A 15,893-nucleotide genomic window follows, 5' to 3' on the forward strand; every position below is an offset into this window, starting at 1 on the left:
CTCAGGTCTTGTTGGTGAGGAACTGCAGCATCGAATCGGCGGCGGACACCGCCTTGGAATTCATCTCGTAGGTGCGCTGGGTTTCGATCATGTCGACCATCTGCTCCACCACGTTGACGTTGGAGCTTTCCAGCGCGCCCTGCGCCAACGTGCCCAGGCCGTTGAGACCCGGCTGGCCGATTTGTGGCGAACCGCTGGAGGCGGTTTCCAGATAGAGGTTGTCGCCGTTCGGCTGCAAGCCGGCGGGGTTGATGAAGTCGGCCAGCTGCACGGTGCCGATCTGCTGCGTGGCGGCCTGGCCCGGCACGCTCACGCTGATGGTGCCGTCGCTGCCGATGGTGATGCTCTGCGCATTGGCCGGCACGCTCACGGCCGGGTCCACCGCGTAGCCGTTGGCAGTGACGATCTGTCCGTTCTGGTCCAGGTGCAGCGAACCGTCGCGGGTATAGGCGATGCTGCCGTCAGGCATCGTCACCTGCAGGAAGCCGCGGCCCTGCACGGCCACGTCCAGCGAGTTGCCGGTCTGCTCGATGTTGCCCTGGGTGAACAGCTTTTCGCTGCCGACCACGCGCACGCCGGTGCCCAGCATCAGCCCGGCCGGCGCCTGGGTCTGCTCGGTGGTCTGCCCACCGGGCTGGCGCAGGTTCTGGTAGACCAGGTCCTGGAACGAGGCGCGCGCGCTCTTGTAGCCGGTGGTGTTGGCGTTGGCGAGGTTGTTCGAGATCACGTCCATGCGCGTCTGCTGCGCATCGAGGCCGGTCTTGGCTACCCACAGGGATGAGAACATGTCGATGGACTCCGTCTGGACGTCTGGATGTCTTTATGAAATACGTATGGATCAGGTCATCTGCAGCAGGCGCGAAGCCGACTGCGCGTTTTCGTCGGCGCTGTGGATGGCGCGGATCTGCAATTCGTACTGGCGCGACAGCTGGATCATCTGCACCAGGGTCTGCGACGGGTTGACGTTGCTGGATTCGAGCACGCCGGACTTCAGGGTGACCGCCGGGTCGACATCTGCCGTGCCGCCGCCGCTCAGATGCATCAGCCCGTCGCTGCCCAGCGCGAGCTGGTCGGTTGCCGGGTTGACCAGCTTGATGCGGCCGACAGCGGCGATCGTCTCCGGTCCCTGCCCCATCGGCACCACCGACACGGTGCCATCGGCGCCGATGTTCATCTGCGCGCTCTGCGGCACGCTGATCGGGCCGCCCTCGCCAAGCACCAGGTTGCCGCGGGCGTCGGTGAGCAGGCCGTCGGGAGTCAGCCGCAGCTCGCCGGCGCGGGTATAGCCCTCGCTGCCGTCAGCACCCTGCACCGCGATCCAGCCCTGCCCTTGCACCGACACGTCGAGTTCGCGGCCGGTCTCGACCTGACCGCCCTCGCGCATGTCCACGCCCAGGCCCTGCGCCACGCCGTTGATCCGCGTGGGCATGCCCGGGCCCTGCACCGACAACGGCTGGAACGCCGACAGCTGCGCCTTGAAGCCGACCGTGTCGGCGTTGGCCAGGTTGTGCGCCACCTCGGACTGCGCCCGCATCATCTGCGTGGCGCCGGTCATGGCTACGTAAAGCGATCTGTCCATGTGGATTCCCGGGCGTGGTCAGTGGAGAACGAGAAACAGGCAGGGTGCGGCGATCCGCTTCTCCTGTTTCCCATTTCCTATTCCCATCCCCTCAATTGCGAATGTTGATGATGGTCTGGGTCAGCTGGTTGTCGGTGGAGATCACCTGCGCATTGGCCTGGTAGTTGCGCTGTGCCTTGATCATGTTGACCAGCTGCGCGGTGAGGTCGGCGGTGTTGGAGGCCTCCAGCGCGCCGGCCTGCACGCTGCCGAAGGTGCCGTTGCCGGCGGCACCCATCACCGGCGTGCCGGAATCGTAGGAAGCGGCCCAGTTGGTGTTGTCCAGCTGGCGCAGGCCCTGCTCGTTGGAGAACTGCGCCATGGCCAGCTGTCCCAGTGCGGTGGTCTGGCCATTGGAATACTTCGCCTGCACCACGCCCTCGCGCGACACATCGATGCTGGCCAGCACGCCGGTCGGATAGCCGTCCGTATTGATTGCACTGGCAGCGTAGGTATTGCCGAACTGGGTTGCCTTGCTCATGTCCAGGGTCAGCTGCATGGGATTGGAGCCCGGGCTGACCGTCACTGCCGGGAAACTCAGCTTGCCGTTGGCGGGCGCAACCAGCGCGCCGCTGCTGTTGAACGTGATGGACTGGGATGCGCCGGTCGAGGCACCGTCGATGTACAGGTTCGCGTTCCACACGTTGGCGGCCGGATCCTTGACGAAGTACACGGTGCCGCTGTGGGTGGCGCCGAGCGAATCGTAGGCAGTGAACGGCGTGGCCTGGTTGTAGCTGGTCGGATCGTTGCGCGGATCGAACGGCGTGGCGGGCGCCACGGCATCGGAGGGCAGGTTCAGCGACATCTGCACGGTGCTGGTGGCCTTGGCGGCATTCTGCGAGGTGAGCAACTGCAGGTCCGTCAGCGTGCTGGTGTCGAAGGTGCCATTGGACAGCGCCGGAAACACCTGCAGTCGCTGACCGTTGGCGTTTGTCACGAACCCGGCCTGGTCCTTCTGGAATGCACCGGCGCGGGTATAGGAGTAACCCTTGCCGTCATGCAACGTGAAAAAGCCTTCGCCGCTGATGGCGAAATCGAGGCTGTTGTTGGTCGTCTCCACGCTGCCACCGGTGAATTGCTGGGCCACGTTGGTCAAGCGCACGCCGCTGCCGATCTGGGTGGCGCTGAGGTTGGGGCCGGCGGCATTGAACAGCTCGGCGAATTGCGCGCGCGAACCCTTGAAGCCGGTGGTGGCGGTGTTGGCGATGTTGTTGGCGGTGACCTCGAGATCCGAGGAGGCCGCGTTGAGACCGCTCAATGCAATGTTGAAAGGCATCCGAGTAATTCCTCTGTGTTGAAGCCCCGCGGGGCCATCAGTTGATCTGCGCGACCTGACTCAGCAGGGCCCCACCAAAACCATCCACATCCAGATAGACGCCGTCGCTGCCGGTCATGCCCACGCCGTTGACCCTGCCGGCCACGTAAGTCGCCACGGCGGTGCTGCCGGCCTGTGCCTTGAGTCCGTAGGCACCGACGGGAAGCGTCGTGCCGCCTTCATCCTTGCCGTCCCAGTGGAACGCCACCAGGCCTGCCGTGGGCGTACCCAGGTTGAGCGTGCGCAGCACGTTGCCGCTCGCGTCGGTGACCTGCACCAGCACCGTGCCACCACCATCGGGCACGTTCACCGCGCCATCCAGACCACTGGCTTGCAGCTGGCCGACCGCCGATGGCACGGTGACGCTGCGCCCCACCATGCCGCTGGCCTGCAGCATCTGGTTGCCCTGCAGCGATTTGCCCAGACTGTCGAAGGAGGTCTGCAGCGATTGCGTCGCCGAGACCTGGCTGATCTGCGCCAGCTGGCTGACCATCTGCGACGAATCCATCGGCTTGGTCGGGTCCTGGTTGCGCATCTGCTGCACCAGCAGGCTCAGGAAGTCGGCCTGGCCGAGGGTCTTTTCCTTGCCCACGCTGGCCGCCTGCGCGGCGCTGGAGCCTACGCCGGAAACATTCATGTCGCTCATGCCGCATGCCTCATGGTTCGCCGCCTCACTTGCCCAGGTCCAGCGTCTTCTGCATCAGCTGGCGCGTGGAATTCATCACCTCGACGTTGTTCTGGTACGAACGCGAGGCGGAGATCATGTTGACCAGCTCGTCCACCGGGTTGACGTTGCTGCTGTAGACGTAGCCGTCGGCGTCGGCCAGCGGGTTGCCGGGTTCGTAGCGGCTGGGGATCGCCGCCTGGCTCTCGCTGACGCCGAGCACCTGCACGCCTTCGCCCGGCGCATCGCTGCCGTCCAGCCGGTTCTTCACCGCGGCGAACAGCGGTTCGCGCGCGCGGTAGGCCGCTTCCGGCGTGGTCGCCACGCTGTCGGCATTGGCGAGGTTGCTGGCCACCGTGTTCAGGCGCAGCGACTGCGCCGCCATGCCGGAACCGGCCACGTTGAAAATCGAGAAGAGTGACATCAGCCCTGGCCTCCGCTGATGGCGGTGCGCAGCATGCGGATCTGCGCGGTGATGAAGGACAGGCTGGCCTGGTAGTGCACGCCGTTGGCGGCGAAGGCGGCCTGCTCGGCCTGTGCATCGACGGTATTGCCGTCCATGCTCGGCTGGGTCGGCACGCGGTACGCCAACCCGTCCGCCGCCGGCCCGGCCGCATCGATCTGGCCGGGCCCGGTCGCCTGCAACGGCAGCGTGTCCGAAGCGCCACCCGCGGCGGCCAGCACCTTGCGGAAGTCGATGTCGCGGGCCAGGTAGCCGGGTGTATCGGCGTTGGCCAGGTTGTTGGCCAGCACTTCGGTACGGCGCTGCCACAGATCCAGTGCCTGGGTGTGGATGCCGAACAGGTTGTCAGGGGTCAGGGACATCGCTTCGCTCCGCGTGCAGTTGCCGCACGGAGCTGGAGGCAAATTGCATGCCACCACGGGAGAAAGCGTTGCTGCAGCTGGGCTGGCGAGGCCATGCCCGCGACGCGACGAAGGCGCCGCCGGCGAAAAGACGGATTGTTGACGCTGCCTGGCGCGAGCTGCGCCGGAGTCAGCCTGCCGGCGCTTCCGCCGGCTCCGGCAGCAGCTCCAGCACGGCCTGCGCCAGCAGGTCCGGCTGGAACTTGGCGACGAAGCCGTCGGCCTTGACCTCCTTCACCATCGCCTCGTTGAAGATGCCGCTGAGCGAGCTGTGCAGCACCACCTTGAGCTGGCGCAGGCCCGGCGTCTCGCGGATCGCGCGGGTCAGCGCGTAGCCGTCCAGGCGCGGCATCTCGATGTCCGACACCACCAGCTTGACCCCATCGGCAGGATCGCCCGCAGCGAGTTGCTGCAGGCGCTCGAGCGCCTCGCGGCCATCCGTCGCCACCACGCACTCGATGTTCATCTGCTTGAACAGGCCGACCAGCCGGCGACGGGCGATCAGCGAATCGTCCACCACCATCACCCGCCGCGACGACAGCGCGCGGGTGTCGGCGGCGCGCTGCATCTGCACGGACAGTTCGGCCGGTGCCGCATCGATGCTGGCCAGCACGTGCTCCACGTCGACCACCGCCATCAGCGCGCCATCGATGCGGGTTACCGCGTTGACCCGCGCGCCGAAGCCCAGGTTGCTCGGCGGCGCCACCAGCGTCTCGCCCGCGCACTGCACCATGCGCTGCAGGTCCGCCACCAGGAAGCCCTGCACCGAACGGCTGAACTCGGTCACCATCAGGTGCGCCGACTCCACCTCGCGCAGCGGCGCATAGCCCAGCGCGGCGGCCAGGTCGATCACCGGGATGGTCTGCCCGCGGTAGTCGCAACTGCCGGCCAGCAAGGCATGTACGCCCGGCATGCGTTCCAGCGGCGGACGTCGCAGCACCTCGCGCACCTTGAACACGTTGATGCCGAACAGCTGTTCGTCGCCGAGCCGGAACAGCAGCATGGCCACGCGGTTGTGCCCGGCCAGCCGGGTGTGCTGCTCCACTTTTTCCAGCAACGTGCCGCCCATGCGGACTCCTCGGGTGCGTTGCCGCCATGGCGGCTGTCCGCGTTGGCTATCGGCCGTAACCCGGCGCGCTTGAGCGGCCATTGCCGCGCAATCTCTGTGGCATGCGACTTGCTTCCTCAAGTTCCAAAGGTTTTTGTCGATGCACCGGTTGCACTCCCGCGCCATACACAAGGTGATCTCCGCCCCATGAGCCTGATCTGGAACCAGCACCTCACTGCCCTGGTGGAGGCCGCTGCCGCGGGCGACGACGTGAAGCTCGCCGCGTTGCGGCGCCGCTACCCGCGCGCGGCGCTGGCGCTGGCGCCGTTGCTTGCCCGCGTCGCCAGCCGCCCGCCCGCTTCCGTGGCGCTGCAGACGGTGGAACAGCAGAGCCTGGTACTCGGCGCGGTGCAGCAACTGTCGCGCGAGCAGGCGGCACTGGAGAAGGCCGCCAGCGAAGGCCGCGGCAGCGTCGATCGCTTGACGGACGGCAGCGCCGGTATCTCGACGGCACTGCAGCAGATCGGCGCCGATCTCGACCAGGCCGGACAGGCCGGGCAGGCTGGCGAACGCAGCGTCAGCGAGCTCGACGGCCAGCTGCGGCTGCTGCGCAGCGCGCTGTCGGCGATGAACCGCAACCAGAGCAAGCTGGCCGAGCAGGTCGCGCAGATCCGCAAGCTGACCGGCGTGGTGCAGGAGATCGCGCACCAGACCAACCTGGTGGCGCTGAACGCGGCGATCGAGGCCGCGCGTGCTGGCGAGGCGGGCCGCGGCTTCGCCGTGGTGGCCGACGAGGTCAAGCAGCTGGCGGAAAAGACCACGCTCACCACGACCGAAATCGAGACCGTCACCGGTTCGATCGGCGATTTTTCGCTGCAACTGGACGGCGACGTGCAGCACGGTCTGCAGCAGCTCGAGCGTGCGCAGGCCGGCGTCGGCCAGTCCGGCGCCACCCTGCGCGAGGGCCGCGAAGTCCTGCAGGCCGCCAGCGGGCGCATCCACAAGCTGCAACAAAACCACGACGTGCAACACGCTCGCGCCACCGCGGCGCAGGCCGCGCTCGGCGCGCTGCAACGTCGCGGCAACGAGGCGCGCCGCCAGTCCGACTCGCTGCATCGTGCTGCCCTGCTGGCCCACCGGCTGGGGCTGGACTGGCTGGAGGGTGAAAGCGGCCGCGACCCGGCCAGCCTCAGCCTGACCCTGCGCGAGGCAGCGCTGAACCTGCGTCAGGCGGCGGAACTGGCGCTGCTGGAACCGGGCGCGCTGGACCGGCGCTGGTTCGATACCCATGCGATCAACCGCAGCGCCAGCCGGCTGGGTGCCCTGTACCAGGGCCATCCCGCCAGCGCCGGCCTGAACGATGGCGGCGCCCGGCTGTGCGAACAGGGCAGCCGCTTCGTCACGCTGCTGTGCGATGGCCAGCTCGAACAGGCCACCGCGCTTTCGCAGCAGATGGAGTCCGGGCGCGAGGCCCTGCTGGGGCAACTCGGCGCCCTGCTGGCAGACGCATGAAGCAACGCCGGAGCATCGTCACCGGCTTGCTGGTCGCCATGCTGTGGTCCGCCGCAGCGTGGCCCGGAAGCGCCCACGCCGATCGTGCAACGGCCGCGACGCAATCGCCCGACAGCGTGCGTGCCGTGGCCGAACAGGCCATGCGCAAGCACTACGCGCTGCCGGGCAGCCGCGTCGTGGTCAGCTCCACGCCACTCGACCTGCGCCTGCACCTGGCTGCCTGCCGCGAGCCGCTGCGCGCGATGATTCCCCCCCAGGCGGCGGCTTCCTCGCGCATGACGGTGCGGGTGCAGTGCCCGCAGGACGGCGGCTGGACCGTGCGGGTGCCGCTGCAGCTGCAGCTGTTCCGCAGCGTGCTGGTGGCCAGCCGGGCGCTGCAGCGCGGCGACGGCGTAAGCGCCGCGGACGTGCGCGCCGAAGAACGGGACATCACCCGGCTCGGCTATGGCTACATCGAGAATCTCGACCAGGTGGCCGGCCGCACGCTGGCCCGCACGCTGGCCGGCGGCAGCGTGCTCTCGCCCGGTGCGCTGGGCGGCCGCCGCATGGTGCGCGCCGGCGACCATGTGGAAATGGTGGCCAGGCTCGACGGCATCGAGGTGCGCGCGGCCGGCGTGGCGATGGGCAGCGGCGACAATGGCGCCCGGCTGCGGGTGCGCAACGAAAGCTCGGGCAAGGTGGTCGACGCGATGGTCAGTGCGCCCGGCGTGGTGGTCGCGCTGCCATGAGGACCTGTTCCTGATCTCCAGGCGCCCCTAAAGTTTCCGCGAAACCGGCCGATCTGACAGTCACAGGGCCACACCCCCAGCGAGAACGGACCCATGAATACGACCATTTCCAACAACGGCTTGCCGAAATTCACGCAGGCCACCGGCAGCTCGGGCAACGGCCCGTCCACCGCGGGCGCCAATCCGCCGGACGCCGCCGCTGCCGCGCCCAAAGCCGATGACCAGGTCAGGCTGACCGACTCGGCCCTTGCGTTGCAGCAGGCTGCCCGCGCCGGCGACGCGCCGGTGATCGATTCGCAGCGGGTGGAACGACTGCGCCAGACGCTGGCCGACGGCAGCTACAAGGTCGATGCCGGACGTATCGCCGACCGCATGCTCGCACTGGAGCAGCAACTCGGCGGCACGGGCAAGGCATGAACCGGCAGCTGCAGCACGAGCTGGACGATGCGCTCGCCGCGGTGCTGGGCGACATGCAGCAGGCGGTCGACCAGCTCGCCCGGGTGCTCGAGGCCGAGCGCGCCGCGCTGGACACGCGCGACAGCGACGCCCTGGGCCAGGCCGGCACGCGCAAGCAGACCCTCATGCTGCAACTGGAACAGCTCGACGCCGAGCGCCAGCAGCTGGCCTTCGAGCAGCCGGCCGCGGCGGCCGCAGCGACGTCGGCCTGGAGCAGGGTCGTGCAACGGCTGCAGTACTGCCACCTGCTCAACCAGCGCAACGGCAGCGTGGTCAGCCAGCGGCTGGGGCAGACGCGCCGGGCGCTGGCGGTGTTGACCGGCCATGCCGGCGAAAGCGAGCTGTACGGACGCTCCGGCGAGCTGCACGCCAGTTTGCGCTCACAGGTACTGGCGGCGGTGTGACGCCGAGATGAGCGATGGCAGCGCCACCGGCCACACAGGCGATCTTCCCACTGACCGCGGAGCAGCCGCCTGCGGCATGCCCTCGCCCTAACTCACGACGACCGATCATGAGCAACCTCAACGCCTCCATCGCTGCCTCCCCTTCCATCGGCGCGCCAGGTTACGACGGCATGCCGACATCGGCACCGCTGCCGGTACTGCGCGTGCCGATGCTCGATCGCGAACGCCAGCTGTTCGCCTACGAGGTCGTGTTCCATCGCGAGCCAGGCGACGAACAGACCCTGCTGCAGTGCGTGCTGTCGACCATCACCGACGGCGCGCTGACCCGGCTGGTGCGCGGCAACCGCGCGTTCCTCAACATGCCGGCCGAGCTGCTGCCGGAAGATTCCGACGTCTTGCTGCACCAGCCGCGCCTCGGCGTGGTACTGCAGCCGGACGTTGCCAACGACGCGCCACTGATGAAGCGCCTGCAGCAGATGGCGCAACGCGGGTGCCAGTTCATGCTCGACGCGAGCGGCGTCGACCTGGAAAGCAGCCTGTCGCTCGAGACGCTGCTGCAGATGGTGCAGCTGGTGCGGCTGGATGCCAGCCATCTGACCCCGCAGCGGCTGAAGGAGCATGCCGAGCACCTGCACCTGCGCGGAATCCAGGTGGTTGCCGGCCACGTCAACGACCACCCCACCTACGAACGCTGTCTGGAGTTGCCATTCGAGGCGATCCAGGGACGCTACCTGCTGATCCCGCAACCGGTGGCGGTGCCCGTGCTCACCGCCAACCGGCTGAGCATGCTGCGCCTGATGCGCGTGCTGCAGGAAAGCAACCCCGGGCCGGTGGAGCTGGGCAACATCATCCGTGACGACGCGGTGCTCAGCTACAAGCTGCTGAGCTGTGTCAACTCGGCCTACTTCGCGTTGCCGCGGCAGCTGAAGTCGGTGCAACAGGCCGCGATCTTCTTTGGCGTCACGCGCATGCGCAACTGGATCGACACCATGTCCATGTGCGGCATGGACGACCGCCCACCGGAGCTGCTGCGCGCCGCACTGATCCGCGCGCACATGTGCGAGAAGCTGGCCACCGGCATGCCCAACGGCTATCCGGAGATGGCCTTCACCGTGGGCCTGTTCTCCCTGCTCGACACCCTGATGTGCGCGCCGATGGAATTCCTGCTGACCCACCTGCGGCTGGTGCCGGAGATCAGCGACGCGCTGACCGGTCGCGGTGGCCCGTTCGCACCCTTGCTGAAGCAGATCATCGCCTGGGAAGCTGGCGAGCTGACCAGCGAACACGCCGTACCGCAGCGCATCCAGCGCATGGCCACGATCTACCTGGGCGCCACGCAGTGGGCCGACCAGGTGTTCGCCTCCGCGGGCGGCAAGTCGGCTAGCGCATGAAAGAAGGCGTGGCTGTGCCGCGCGCGCGACGCAGCCGCCACCCGGTGAGCAACAGGCCGAGTACCGTCAGCGCCAGCCAGCCGCACATGGTCCCTGTGTCGTTGCCAAGCCAGAGCACGCTGGCCACGCTGCCAACCACCAGCGCGCCCAGACCAACAGCCAGCAGCGGATCGTGCCGGTCGCGCTGGGCCGAGAGCAGCGCAAACGCACCCAGCGACGCCAGCAGCACGGCCAGGATCCGCCAGCTCAGCACGTATTCCGGCGGCACCGGCAGGTCCGGGAAGATGTCCAGCACCGGCACATCGCCGACCTGCACGACGTAACCCTTGCCGTCGGCCGCATCGCTGGCCGCCACCAGCCGGTCACCGTCGATGCGGCCGACCACGGTCAACTGCTGCAGCGGCACTTCGTTCCAGCTCACCCGCACGTCGCCCAGCCGCGGGTCGCCCGGCCGCGCACTGGTCACCAGGTAATCCTGGTAGCGGGTGAAGCTGGCCGCGAGGTTTGCCGGCAGCGCGCCCGGATCCGGCGTGACCCGCTGCGTACCCGGCAACGCATGCAGCAGCACGGGTCCCAGCCCGAACCCGCCGAGCCGCACCAGGCCGGCGTCGAACTGCTTGCCGCTGAGCGGGAAGCTGGCCGGGTTCGCATGGCCTTGCGGCTCCTCGAAATGGCCGGCATCGAGCAGGTGGTCGACCCAGTCCAGTTCGTAGTGCACGCTGCTGCCGACACGCACCTCGCGCCACTGGAACATCTCCACGTGGCGCACCAACACCGGGGTATTCGCCAGCAGGTTGAAATCCGGGTCGCGCGGCGCCTCCACCACGGTCGGCGTGCCGACCACCCGCGCCATGGCGCCGTGCTGGCCGCCGCTCGGCGGCGAGTTCGCCCCCAGGTCGATCACCTCGCCACCATGCAGGCTGGCCACCGCGCGGTAGTTCAGCAGGCTGCGGGAAGTCATCGCCACCAGGCCGATGCCGGCCAGCACCAGCAGCGCGCCGAAGATGTTCAGCAGCAGCCCGCGCATGGATATCCTCCTGCGAAAATCCATCAGGCCACCCCGGTCCGATGCTGCGGCGGGACACCGCGCAACGCACGCTGCTCGTCGGCGGTACCGAAGCGGCCGCGCTCGTCGCGGGTCACCCGCGCCAGCGCGCACTCGTGGTCATGCGTGAAGAACAGTCGCACGCCGCGCGCCAGCTTGTCTTCCAGGAACACGCGCTTCTCGTCGACCAGCTTCTCCGGCCAGCGGTCGTAGCCCATGGTGATCGGCAGATGCACCCAGAAGCGGCCGGGGATCAGGTCGGCGCAGAACACCACGCCGCCGGCTTCGGCCAGCATCAGGCCCGGCGTATGGCCGTCCGAAAAGAAGAAGCGAACTGACTCGCCCAGCGTCTGCGAATGTTCGCCCTCGACCAGCTCCAGCCGGCCGCTGGCTTCCAGCAAAGGCTGCAACTCCGGCACGAACGAGGCGCGGTCGCGCGGGTGCGGATGCGTGGCGCGGCGCCAGTGCTCCGCACCCACCACGAAACGCGCGTTCGGGAACAGCAGCCGCGGCGGCTGGCCCTCTTCCCATGCCGCCAGCAGGCCGCCGGCATGGTCGAAATGCAGGTGCGACAGCACCACCACGTCGATGTCCTCGTGGGTGAGCCCGGCCTCGGCCAGCGAGTCCAGCAGCACATGCCGCGGTTCGACCACGCCGTAGCGCTCGCGCAGCGCCGGCTCGAAGAATGCGCCGATGCCGGTCTCGAACAACACGTTGCGCCCGTCCAGATCCTTCACCAGCAGGCAGCGGCAGGCAAGCGGAATGCGGTTCTCTGCATCCGGCTCGATCCAGCGCGACCACAGCGCCTTCGGCGCATTGCCAAACATCGCACCGCCATCGAGTTGCTGCGAATTGCCCAGCAGGGACCAGAGTTCCATATCAGATATCTCGCGTTGCCGACGGATTCGCCGGGAGCGAATCCGGACGCCGCAGGCGGCCCCGCGCAACGCGCGGGGTGAGGCCCATGGATGGGCCGAACAACATGGCGCCGCCGTCCAGCTGCTGCGAATTGCCCTGAATCGAGAACAGTTCCATGGCTGACCCTACTGCACCTTGCCCAGCCCCGACGGCCGGCGCGGGTCGCTGGCGGCGTCGAGCTTGTTGGTCTTGCGATCCCAGGTCACCACGTTCATGAAGCCCCACGACTCGCGCGGCTTCAGCGTGTAGCCCATCCTGGTCAGCGCATCGCTGGTGGCAGCGTCGAACGTGCCCTCTTCCACGTTCACCACGTCCGGCAGGTACTGGTGGTGGAAGCGCTTGTGCGCCGCGATCTGCTGTGCGCTCTCGCCGTCGATGAAATGCAGGATGCCTTCCAGCACCTGGGTGATGATGGTCGAGCCGCCGGGCGAGCCGATCACCGCGGTGCGGTCGGCGCCGATCACGATGCTGGGCGACATCGACGACAGCATGCGCTTGCCGCCCTTGGGCGCATTCGCCACGCTGCCGAGCAGGCCGTACACGTTCGGCTTGTTCGGCACCAGCGCGAAATCGTCCATCTCGTCGTTCAGCAGCACGCCGGTGCCCGCGGCGACGAAGCTCGAACCCATCGTGTAGTTCACCGTCGAGGTGACCGCGGCCATGTTGCCGTCGGCGTCGATGATCGAGAAATGCGTGGTGTGCATGCCCGGCTCGGGTGCCTCGGCACGCGGCAGCATCGACGACGGCGTGGCCTTGTCGGGCAGGATGCCCTGGCGCAGGCCATCGGCGTAGAACGGCGACAGCAGCATGTCCAGCGGCATCTTCACGAAATCCGGATCGCCCAGGTAGTCGTTGTGGTCGCGGAACGCGCGGCGCATCGCCTCGACGATGTAGTGCACGCGCGTGGCGGCATCCATCTTCGTCAGGTCGTAGCCGGACAGGATGTTGAGGATCTCGGCGATCGCCACGCCGCCGGACGACGGCGGCGGCGCAGTGACGATCTTGTAGCCGCGGTAGTCGACCGTGATCGGCGTGCGCTCCTTCGCCTGGTAGCCAGCCAGGTCGGCCAGCGTCCAGTTGCCGCCGGCGGCCTGCACGGCGGCCACCAGCTTCTGCGCGGTCTCGCCATGGTAGAAGCCCTCGTCGCCGTGGCTGGCGAGCAGCTCCAGCGTGCGCGCCTGGCCCGGGTCCTTCCAGATCACGCCCTCGGCCGGCGGCTTGCCGCCCGGCAGGTATTTCGCGGCCGAAGCCGGCCAGCGCTGCAGGTCTTTCTGCATGCCGGCGATGGCACCACGCAGGCGCGCATCAGGCTCGAAACCTTCGCGTGCGATGCGGATCGCCGGTGCCAGCGATTGCGCCAGGGGCAGGCGTCCGTAACGCCTGGCCATCAACACCAGTCCGGCCGGCTCGCCCGGGATGCCGGCCGACAGCGGCCCCTTCAGGGCGGTATCGCGGTTCGGGCTGCCGTCGGGGTTGAGATAATCCTTCGGGTTCACTGCCGCCGGCGCGGTCTCGCGCGCGTCGATGAACACGTTGTGGCCGTCCTTCGCCCGGTGCAGCACGGCCATGAAGCCGCCGCCGATACCGGAGCTCTCCGGCTCCACCACCGACAGCGTGGCCGCCACTGCGATCGCCGCGTCGAACGCGTTGCCGCCTTTGGCCAGCACTTCAAGGCCGGCTTCGGTGGCGTGGAAGTTCGCGCTGGCGACGGCCGCATGGCCGGGACGCTGCTGTGCGGTGCGGACCGCCGCGGCCGGGGCCGTCTTCGGCGCGCCGTCGGCGGCGAGCGCGATGCCGCCGACCAGCAGCAGGCTCAGCGAAAAAACACCCGGCAACAGCCGGTGCCAGTTCATGGGAAACCTCATGCCGCGGACTCCTTCGCCATCAGCTGGCGGTACTTGAATTCAAGCTGCTCGCGCGATTCGACGTGATCGGGGTCGCTGATGATGCATTCGACCGGGCACACCACCACGCACTGCGGTTCGTCATGATGGCCGACGCACTCGGTGCACAACGCGGGGTCGATCACGTAAAACTCCTCGCCCAGCGAAATCGCCTTGTTCGGGCAGGCCGGTTCGCAGACGTCGCAATTGACGCAGGTGTCGAGGATTTTCAGGGACATGGCGGTCGATACTACATGCCGGGGGGCGACGCCTGGGGAAGCGTGCGGTGCGCTGGCAACCTTGCAGCGACCAGTCGTTCGGCGCCCTCCCGTTGCGCGAGGGCGCCGCTGCGGGTCCGCGCCGGTGCTGCCGGCGCGGCGACCGCGCTTACATCGCGACGAAACGGACCGTGGCGCCGGTCGGCTTCAGCACGTCGTCGACGCGCTGCTGGTCGGCCTGGGCACCGATGAACAGGACGATCACGTCCTTGAACGAACCGGGCTTGGCATCCTTGAATGCCGCGGCGATCAGGTCGGCGGTCTTGGCCGAGTCCGGGCCGGCAAACACCAGCATGTTGCCCGGCAGCACGCCGCGCGCCACGGTGTCCTGCACGTTCGACAGCTGGCGAGCGCGCCCGGCCACCGCCTCCTCGGAATCGCCACCCGGCACCAGGTACGGGTACGGACGGTCGGCCTTCATGCCCTGCATGTTGTTCTGCACGATCTGGCCGAGGTAGGCGTTCCACGCCTTGGCATCGTTCGGATCGGTCGGCTTGGTCAGCTGCTGGCTGGCTTGCTGGCCATCCTGCTCGGCGGCTTCGTGCTTGCCGCAGGCGCTCAGGGCCAGGCTGGCGGTCAGCGCGACGGCAGCAATGAGAGCGAACTTACGCATGGTTATCACCTTCTGTTTCGGGTTGCTTGTTGAAGCCGGAACGGCTCTTCTGCCAGCGCTGCCGCATGGCCTGTTGCACCGCCGGATGCACGAAACCGGAGATATCGCCGCCGAGACGGCCGATCTCGCGCACCAGCGACGAGGAGATGAAACTGTATTGTTCCGCCGGCGTCAGGAACAGCGTCTCCGCCTGCGGAATCAGATGCCGGTTCATGCTGGCCAGCTGGAATTCGTATTCGAAGTCCGACACCGCGCGCAGCCCGCGGATGATCACGCCGGCGCCGATCTGCTCGACAAAGGTGGCCAGCAGGCAGTCGAAGCCGCGCACCTCCACGTTCGGCAGGTCGGCCAGCGCCAGCCGCGCCAGCGTGATCCGCTCGCCGATGCTGAAGCCTGGCCCCTTGCTGGAACTGTCGGCCACCGCCACCACCACCTTGTCGAACAGCGGCGCGGCGCGCGCCACCAGGTCGGTATGGCCGTTGGTGATCGGGTCGAAGGTGCCCGGATAGACGGCCAGGCGCGAATTGCCCAAAGTTTTGCTCACGAGACGGAAGCGGCAGTGATTGTGGCCCTAGCTTAACGGAAGCGCGCGCCGATAGAGCGCAAAACGCACCTCGCCGGCCTGCCCTTCGCGGTGCAGCTGCCAGTTCGGCGGCAGCGCCGGCGCGAGGCCGCGTGGCGATTCCACGTAGATCAACCCTCGCGCAGCCAGCCAGCCGCCCTGCTCCAGCTGCCGCGCCAGCGCCGGCCACAGCTCCAGCGCGAATGGCGGGTCGAGGAAGACCAGGTCGTACGGGTGCGCCGCGCCCTGCAGGAACAGCCCCGCGTCGAGCACCGCCAGCTGGCCGGCTTCGGTCTTCAAACGCGCCAGGTTCGCGCGCAGCGCCTGCGCCGCGCGCGCGTCGCGCTCGACGAACTGCACGCTGGCCGCACCGCGCGACAGCGCCTCGATGCCGAGCGCGCCGGTGCCGGCGCACAGGTCCAGGCAGCGCGCACCGTCGATCACCGGCGCCAGCCAGTTGAACAGGGTCTCGCGCACCCGCTCAGGGGTAGGCCGCAGACCCGACAGATCCGGCACGTCGAGCCGCGAATTGCGCAGGCTGCCGCCGATGATGCGGATCCGCCCCGCTGCGGCCTTGCGCCCGCCGTTCATGCC

20 protein-coding genes are annotated in these 15,893 nt (G+C 68.2%); 5 read left to right on the forward strand and 15 right to left on the reverse strand.

Annotated elements, in window-relative coordinates:
• Position 1: 1 nt before the first annotated feature.
• The 7 genes from flgG to QQA13_RS11840 all read right to left on the reverse strand — a co-directional run bounded on the left by flgG (position 2) and on the right by QQA13_RS11840 (position 5,530).
• A complete protein-coding gene (gene flgG, locus QQA13_RS11810) occupies positions 2 to 787 on the reverse strand; it encodes a flagellar basal-body rod protein FlgG (RefSeq protein ID WP_108470743.1) in 786 nt (261 codons plus the stop codon).
• Positions 788 to 838: 51 nt separating this feature from the next.
• Positions 839 to 1,579: a flagellar basal-body rod protein FlgF gene (gene flgF, locus QQA13_RS11815; RefSeq protein ID WP_108470744.1), complete on the reverse strand. Its 741-nt coding sequence runs from the start codon at positions 1,577 to 1,579 to the stop codon at positions 839 to 841.
• 91 nt (positions 1,580 to 1,670) lie between these two features.
• Positions 1,671 to 2,894: a flagellar hook protein FlgE gene (flgE, locus tag QQA13_RS11820; protein ID WP_108470745.1), complete on the reverse strand. Its 1,224-nt coding sequence runs from the start codon at positions 2,892 to 2,894 to the stop codon at positions 1,671 to 1,673.
• A gap of 37 nt (positions 2,895 to 2,931) precedes the next feature.
• Positions 2,932 to 3,579, reverse strand: coding sequence for a flagellar hook assembly protein FlgD (locus QQA13_RS11825; protein ID WP_108470746.1), 648 nt, complete (start codon positions 3,577 to 3,579; stop codon positions 2,932 to 2,934).
• Positions 3,580 to 3,604: 25 nt separating this feature from the next.
• Positions 3,605 to 4,021 carry a flagellar basal body rod protein FlgC gene (gene flgC / locus QQA13_RS11830; protein WP_108470747.1) on the reverse strand — a complete coding sequence of 139 codons (417 nt, stop codon included), beginning with the start codon at positions 4,019 to 4,021 and terminating at the stop codon, positions 3,605 to 3,607.
• Positions 4,021 to 4,422 carry a flagellar basal body rod protein FlgB gene (flgB, locus tag QQA13_RS11835; protein ID WP_108470748.1) on the reverse strand — a complete coding sequence of 134 codons (402 nt, stop codon included), beginning with the start codon at positions 4,420 to 4,422 and terminating at the stop codon, positions 4,021 to 4,023. The genes flgC and flgB overlap by 1 nt, the downstream gene beginning before the upstream one ends.
• 169 nt (positions 4,423 to 4,591) lie before the next feature.
• On the reverse strand, positions 4,592 to 5,530 hold the full coding sequence (locus tag QQA13_RS11840) for a chemotaxis protein (RefSeq protein ID WP_108470749.1): 939 nt from the start codon (positions 5,528 to 5,530) through the stop codon (positions 4,592 to 4,594).
• Between the two features lie 186 nt (positions 5,531 to 5,716).
• Here QQA13_RS11840 and QQA13_RS11845 point away from each other — a divergent pair, with 186 nt between their 5' ends.
• The 5 genes from QQA13_RS11845 to QQA13_RS11865 all read left to right on the forward strand — a co-directional run bounded on the left by QQA13_RS11845 (position 5,717) and on the right by QQA13_RS11865 (position 10,000).
• Entirely contained in the window at positions 5,717 to 7,021 is a 1,305-nt protein-coding gene (locus QQA13_RS11845; RefSeq protein WP_108470750.1) for a methyl-accepting chemotaxis protein, read from the forward strand.
• Positions 7,018 to 7,749: a flagellar basal body P-ring formation chaperone FlgA gene (flgA, locus tag QQA13_RS11850; protein WP_108470751.1), complete on the forward strand. Its 732-nt coding sequence runs from the start codon at positions 7,018 to 7,020 to the stop codon at positions 7,747 to 7,749. The genes QQA13_RS11845 and flgA overlap by 4 nt, the downstream gene beginning before the upstream one ends.
• 93 nt (positions 7,750 to 7,842) lie before the next feature.
• Complete coding sequence (gene flgM, locus QQA13_RS11855; protein WP_108470752.1) at positions 7,843 to 8,166, forward strand: flagellar biosynthesis anti-sigma factor FlgM; 324 nt, start codon at positions 7,843 to 7,845, stop codon at positions 8,164 to 8,166.
• Positions 8,163 to 8,609 carry a flagella synthesis protein FlgN gene (locus tag QQA13_RS11860; protein ID WP_108470753.1) on the forward strand — a complete coding sequence of 149 codons (447 nt, stop codon included), beginning with the start codon at positions 8,163 to 8,165 and terminating at the stop codon, positions 8,607 to 8,609. The genes flgM and QQA13_RS11860 overlap by 4 nt, the downstream gene beginning before the upstream one ends.
• 107 nt (positions 8,610 to 8,716) lie before the next feature.
• Positions 8,717 to 10,000 (forward strand): EAL and HDOD domain-containing protein, encoded by a 1,284-nt coding sequence (locus tag QQA13_RS11865; RefSeq protein WP_108470754.1) that lies wholly within the window; start codon positions 8,717 to 8,719, stop codon positions 9,998 to 10,000.
• Here the strand turns inward: QQA13_RS11865 and QQA13_RS11870 are convergent.
• The 8 genes from QQA13_RS11870 to rsmD all read right to left on the reverse strand — a co-directional run bounded on the left by QQA13_RS11870 (position 9,990) and on the right by rsmD (position 15,890).
• On the reverse strand, positions 9,990 to 11,027 hold the full coding sequence (locus QQA13_RS11870) for a TMEM43 family protein (protein WP_428992315.1): 1,038 nt from the start codon (positions 11,025 to 11,027) through the stop codon (positions 9,990 to 9,992). The genes QQA13_RS11865 and QQA13_RS11870 overlap by 11 nt on opposite strands.
• A gap of 23 nt (positions 11,028 to 11,050) precedes the next feature.
• Complete coding sequence (locus QQA13_RS11875) at positions 11,051 to 11,923, reverse strand: MBL fold metallo-hydrolase (RefSeq protein WP_108470756.1); 873 nt, start codon at positions 11,921 to 11,923, stop codon at positions 11,051 to 11,053.
• Position 11,924: 1 nt separating this feature from the next.
• Positions 11,925 to 12,080: a hypothetical protein gene (locus QQA13_RS11880; protein WP_159082159.1), complete on the reverse strand. Its 156-nt coding sequence runs from the start codon at positions 12,078 to 12,080 to the stop codon at positions 11,925 to 11,927.
• 8 nt (positions 12,081 to 12,088) lie between these two features.
• Entirely contained in the window at positions 12,089 to 13,828 is a 1,740-nt protein-coding gene (gene ggt, locus QQA13_RS11885) for a gamma-glutamyltransferase (protein ID WP_108470757.1), read from the reverse strand.
• Entirely contained in the window at positions 13,825 to 14,085 is a 261-nt protein-coding gene (locus tag QQA13_RS11890) for a YfhL family 4Fe-4S dicluster ferredoxin (RefSeq protein ID WP_108470758.1), read from the reverse strand. The genes ggt and QQA13_RS11890 overlap by 4 nt, the downstream gene beginning before the upstream one ends.
• A 148-nt stretch (positions 14,086 to 14,233) precedes the next feature.
• Entirely contained in the window at positions 14,234 to 14,737 is a 504-nt protein-coding gene (locus QQA13_RS11895; RefSeq protein ID WP_108470759.1) for a hypothetical protein, read from the reverse strand.
• The gene (coaD, locus tag QQA13_RS11900) at positions 14,730 to 15,281 is read right to left on the reverse strand and encodes a pantetheine-phosphate adenylyltransferase (RefSeq protein ID WP_234411264.1); all 552 of its coding nucleotides are present in this window, start codon (positions 15,279 to 15,281) and stop codon (positions 14,730 to 14,732) included. Before coaD ends, QQA13_RS11895 begins: the two co-directional genes overlap by 8 nt.
• A 27-nt stretch (positions 15,282 to 15,308) precedes the next feature.
• Entirely contained in the window at positions 15,309 to 15,890 is a 582-nt protein-coding gene (rsmD, locus tag QQA13_RS11905; RefSeq protein WP_108470761.1) for a 16S rRNA (guanine(966)-N(2))-methyltransferase RsmD, read from the reverse strand.
• Positions 15,891 to 15,893: the final 3 nt, after the last annotated feature.

Source organism: Rhodanobacter thiooxydans (genome assembly GCF_030291135.1).
GTDB lineage: Bacteria > Pseudomonadota > Gammaproteobacteria > Xanthomonadales > Rhodanobacteraceae > Rhodanobacter > Rhodanobacter thiooxydans_A.

What these genes read in the sequence shown, in the direction of transcription:
- flgG (WP_108470743.1), bottom strand. Translation starts at nt 787, where the DNA reads ATGTTCTCATCCCTGTGGGTAGCCAAGACCGGCCTCGATGCGCAGCAG.
- flgF (WP_108470744.1), bottom strand. Translation starts at nt 1,579, where the DNA reads ATGGACAGATCGCTTTACGTAGCCATGACCGGCGCCACGCAGATGATG.
- flgE (WP_108470745.1), bottom strand. Translation starts at nt 2,894, where the DNA reads ATGCCTTTCAACATTGCATTGAGCGGTCTCAACGCGGCCTCCTCGGAT.
- QQA13_RS11825 (WP_108470746.1), bottom strand. Translation starts at nt 3,579, where the DNA reads ATGAGCGACATGAATGTTTCCGGCGTAGGCTCCAGCGCCGCGCAGGCG.
- flgC (WP_108470747.1), bottom strand. Translation starts at nt 4,021, where the DNA reads ATGTCACTCTTCTCGATTTTCAACGTGGCCGGTTCCGGCATGGCGGCG.
- flgB (WP_108470748.1), bottom strand. Translation starts at nt 4,422, where the DNA reads ATGTCCCTGACCCCTGACAACCTGTTCGGCATCCACACCCAGGCACTG.
- QQA13_RS11840 (WP_108470749.1), bottom strand. Translation starts at nt 5,530, where the DNA reads ATGGGCGGCACGTTGCTGGAAAAAGTGGAGCAGCACACCCGGCTGGCC.
- QQA13_RS11845 (WP_108470750.1), top strand. Translation starts at nt 5,717, where the DNA reads ATGAGCCTGATCTGGAACCAGCACCTCACTGCCCTGGTGGAGGCCGCT.
- flgA (WP_108470751.1), top strand. Translation starts at nt 7,018, where the DNA reads ATGAAGCAACGCCGGAGCATCGTCACCGGCTTGCTGGTCGCCATGCTG.
- flgM (WP_108470752.1), top strand. Translation starts at nt 7,843, where the DNA reads ATGAATACGACCATTTCCAACAACGGCTTGCCGAAATTCACGCAGGCC.
- QQA13_RS11860 (WP_108470753.1), top strand. Translation starts at nt 8,163, where the DNA reads ATGAACCGGCAGCTGCAGCACGAGCTGGACGATGCGCTCGCCGCGGTG.
- QQA13_RS11865 (WP_108470754.1), top strand. Translation starts at nt 8,717, where the DNA reads ATGAGCAACCTCAACGCCTCCATCGCTGCCTCCCCTTCCATCGGCGCG.
- QQA13_RS11870 (WP_428992315.1), bottom strand. Translation starts at nt 11,027, where the DNA reads ATGCGCGGGCTGCTGCTGAACATCTTCGGCGCGCTGCTGGTGCTGGCC.
- QQA13_RS11875 (WP_108470756.1), bottom strand. Translation starts at nt 11,923, where the DNA reads ATGGAACTCTGGTCCCTGCTGGGCAATTCGCAGCAACTCGATGGCGGT.
- QQA13_RS11880 (WP_159082159.1), bottom strand. Translation starts at nt 12,080, where the DNA reads ATGGAACTGTTCTCGATTCAGGGCAATTCGCAGCAGCTGGACGGCGGC.
- ggt (WP_108470757.1), bottom strand. Translation starts at nt 13,828, where the DNA reads ATGAGGTTTCCCATGAACTGGCACCGGCTGTTGCCGGGTGTTTTTTCG.
- QQA13_RS11890 (WP_108470758.1), bottom strand. Translation starts at nt 14,085, where the DNA reads ATGTCCCTGAAAATCCTCGACACCTGCGTCAATTGCGACGTCTGCGAA.
- QQA13_RS11895 (WP_108470759.1), bottom strand. Translation starts at nt 14,737, where the DNA reads ATGCGTAAGTTCGCTCTCATTGCTGCCGTCGCGCTGACCGCCAGCCTG.
- rsmD (WP_108470761.1), bottom strand. Translation starts at nt 15,890, where the DNA reads ATGAACGGCGGGCGCAAGGCCGCAGCGGGGCGGATCCGCATCATCGGC.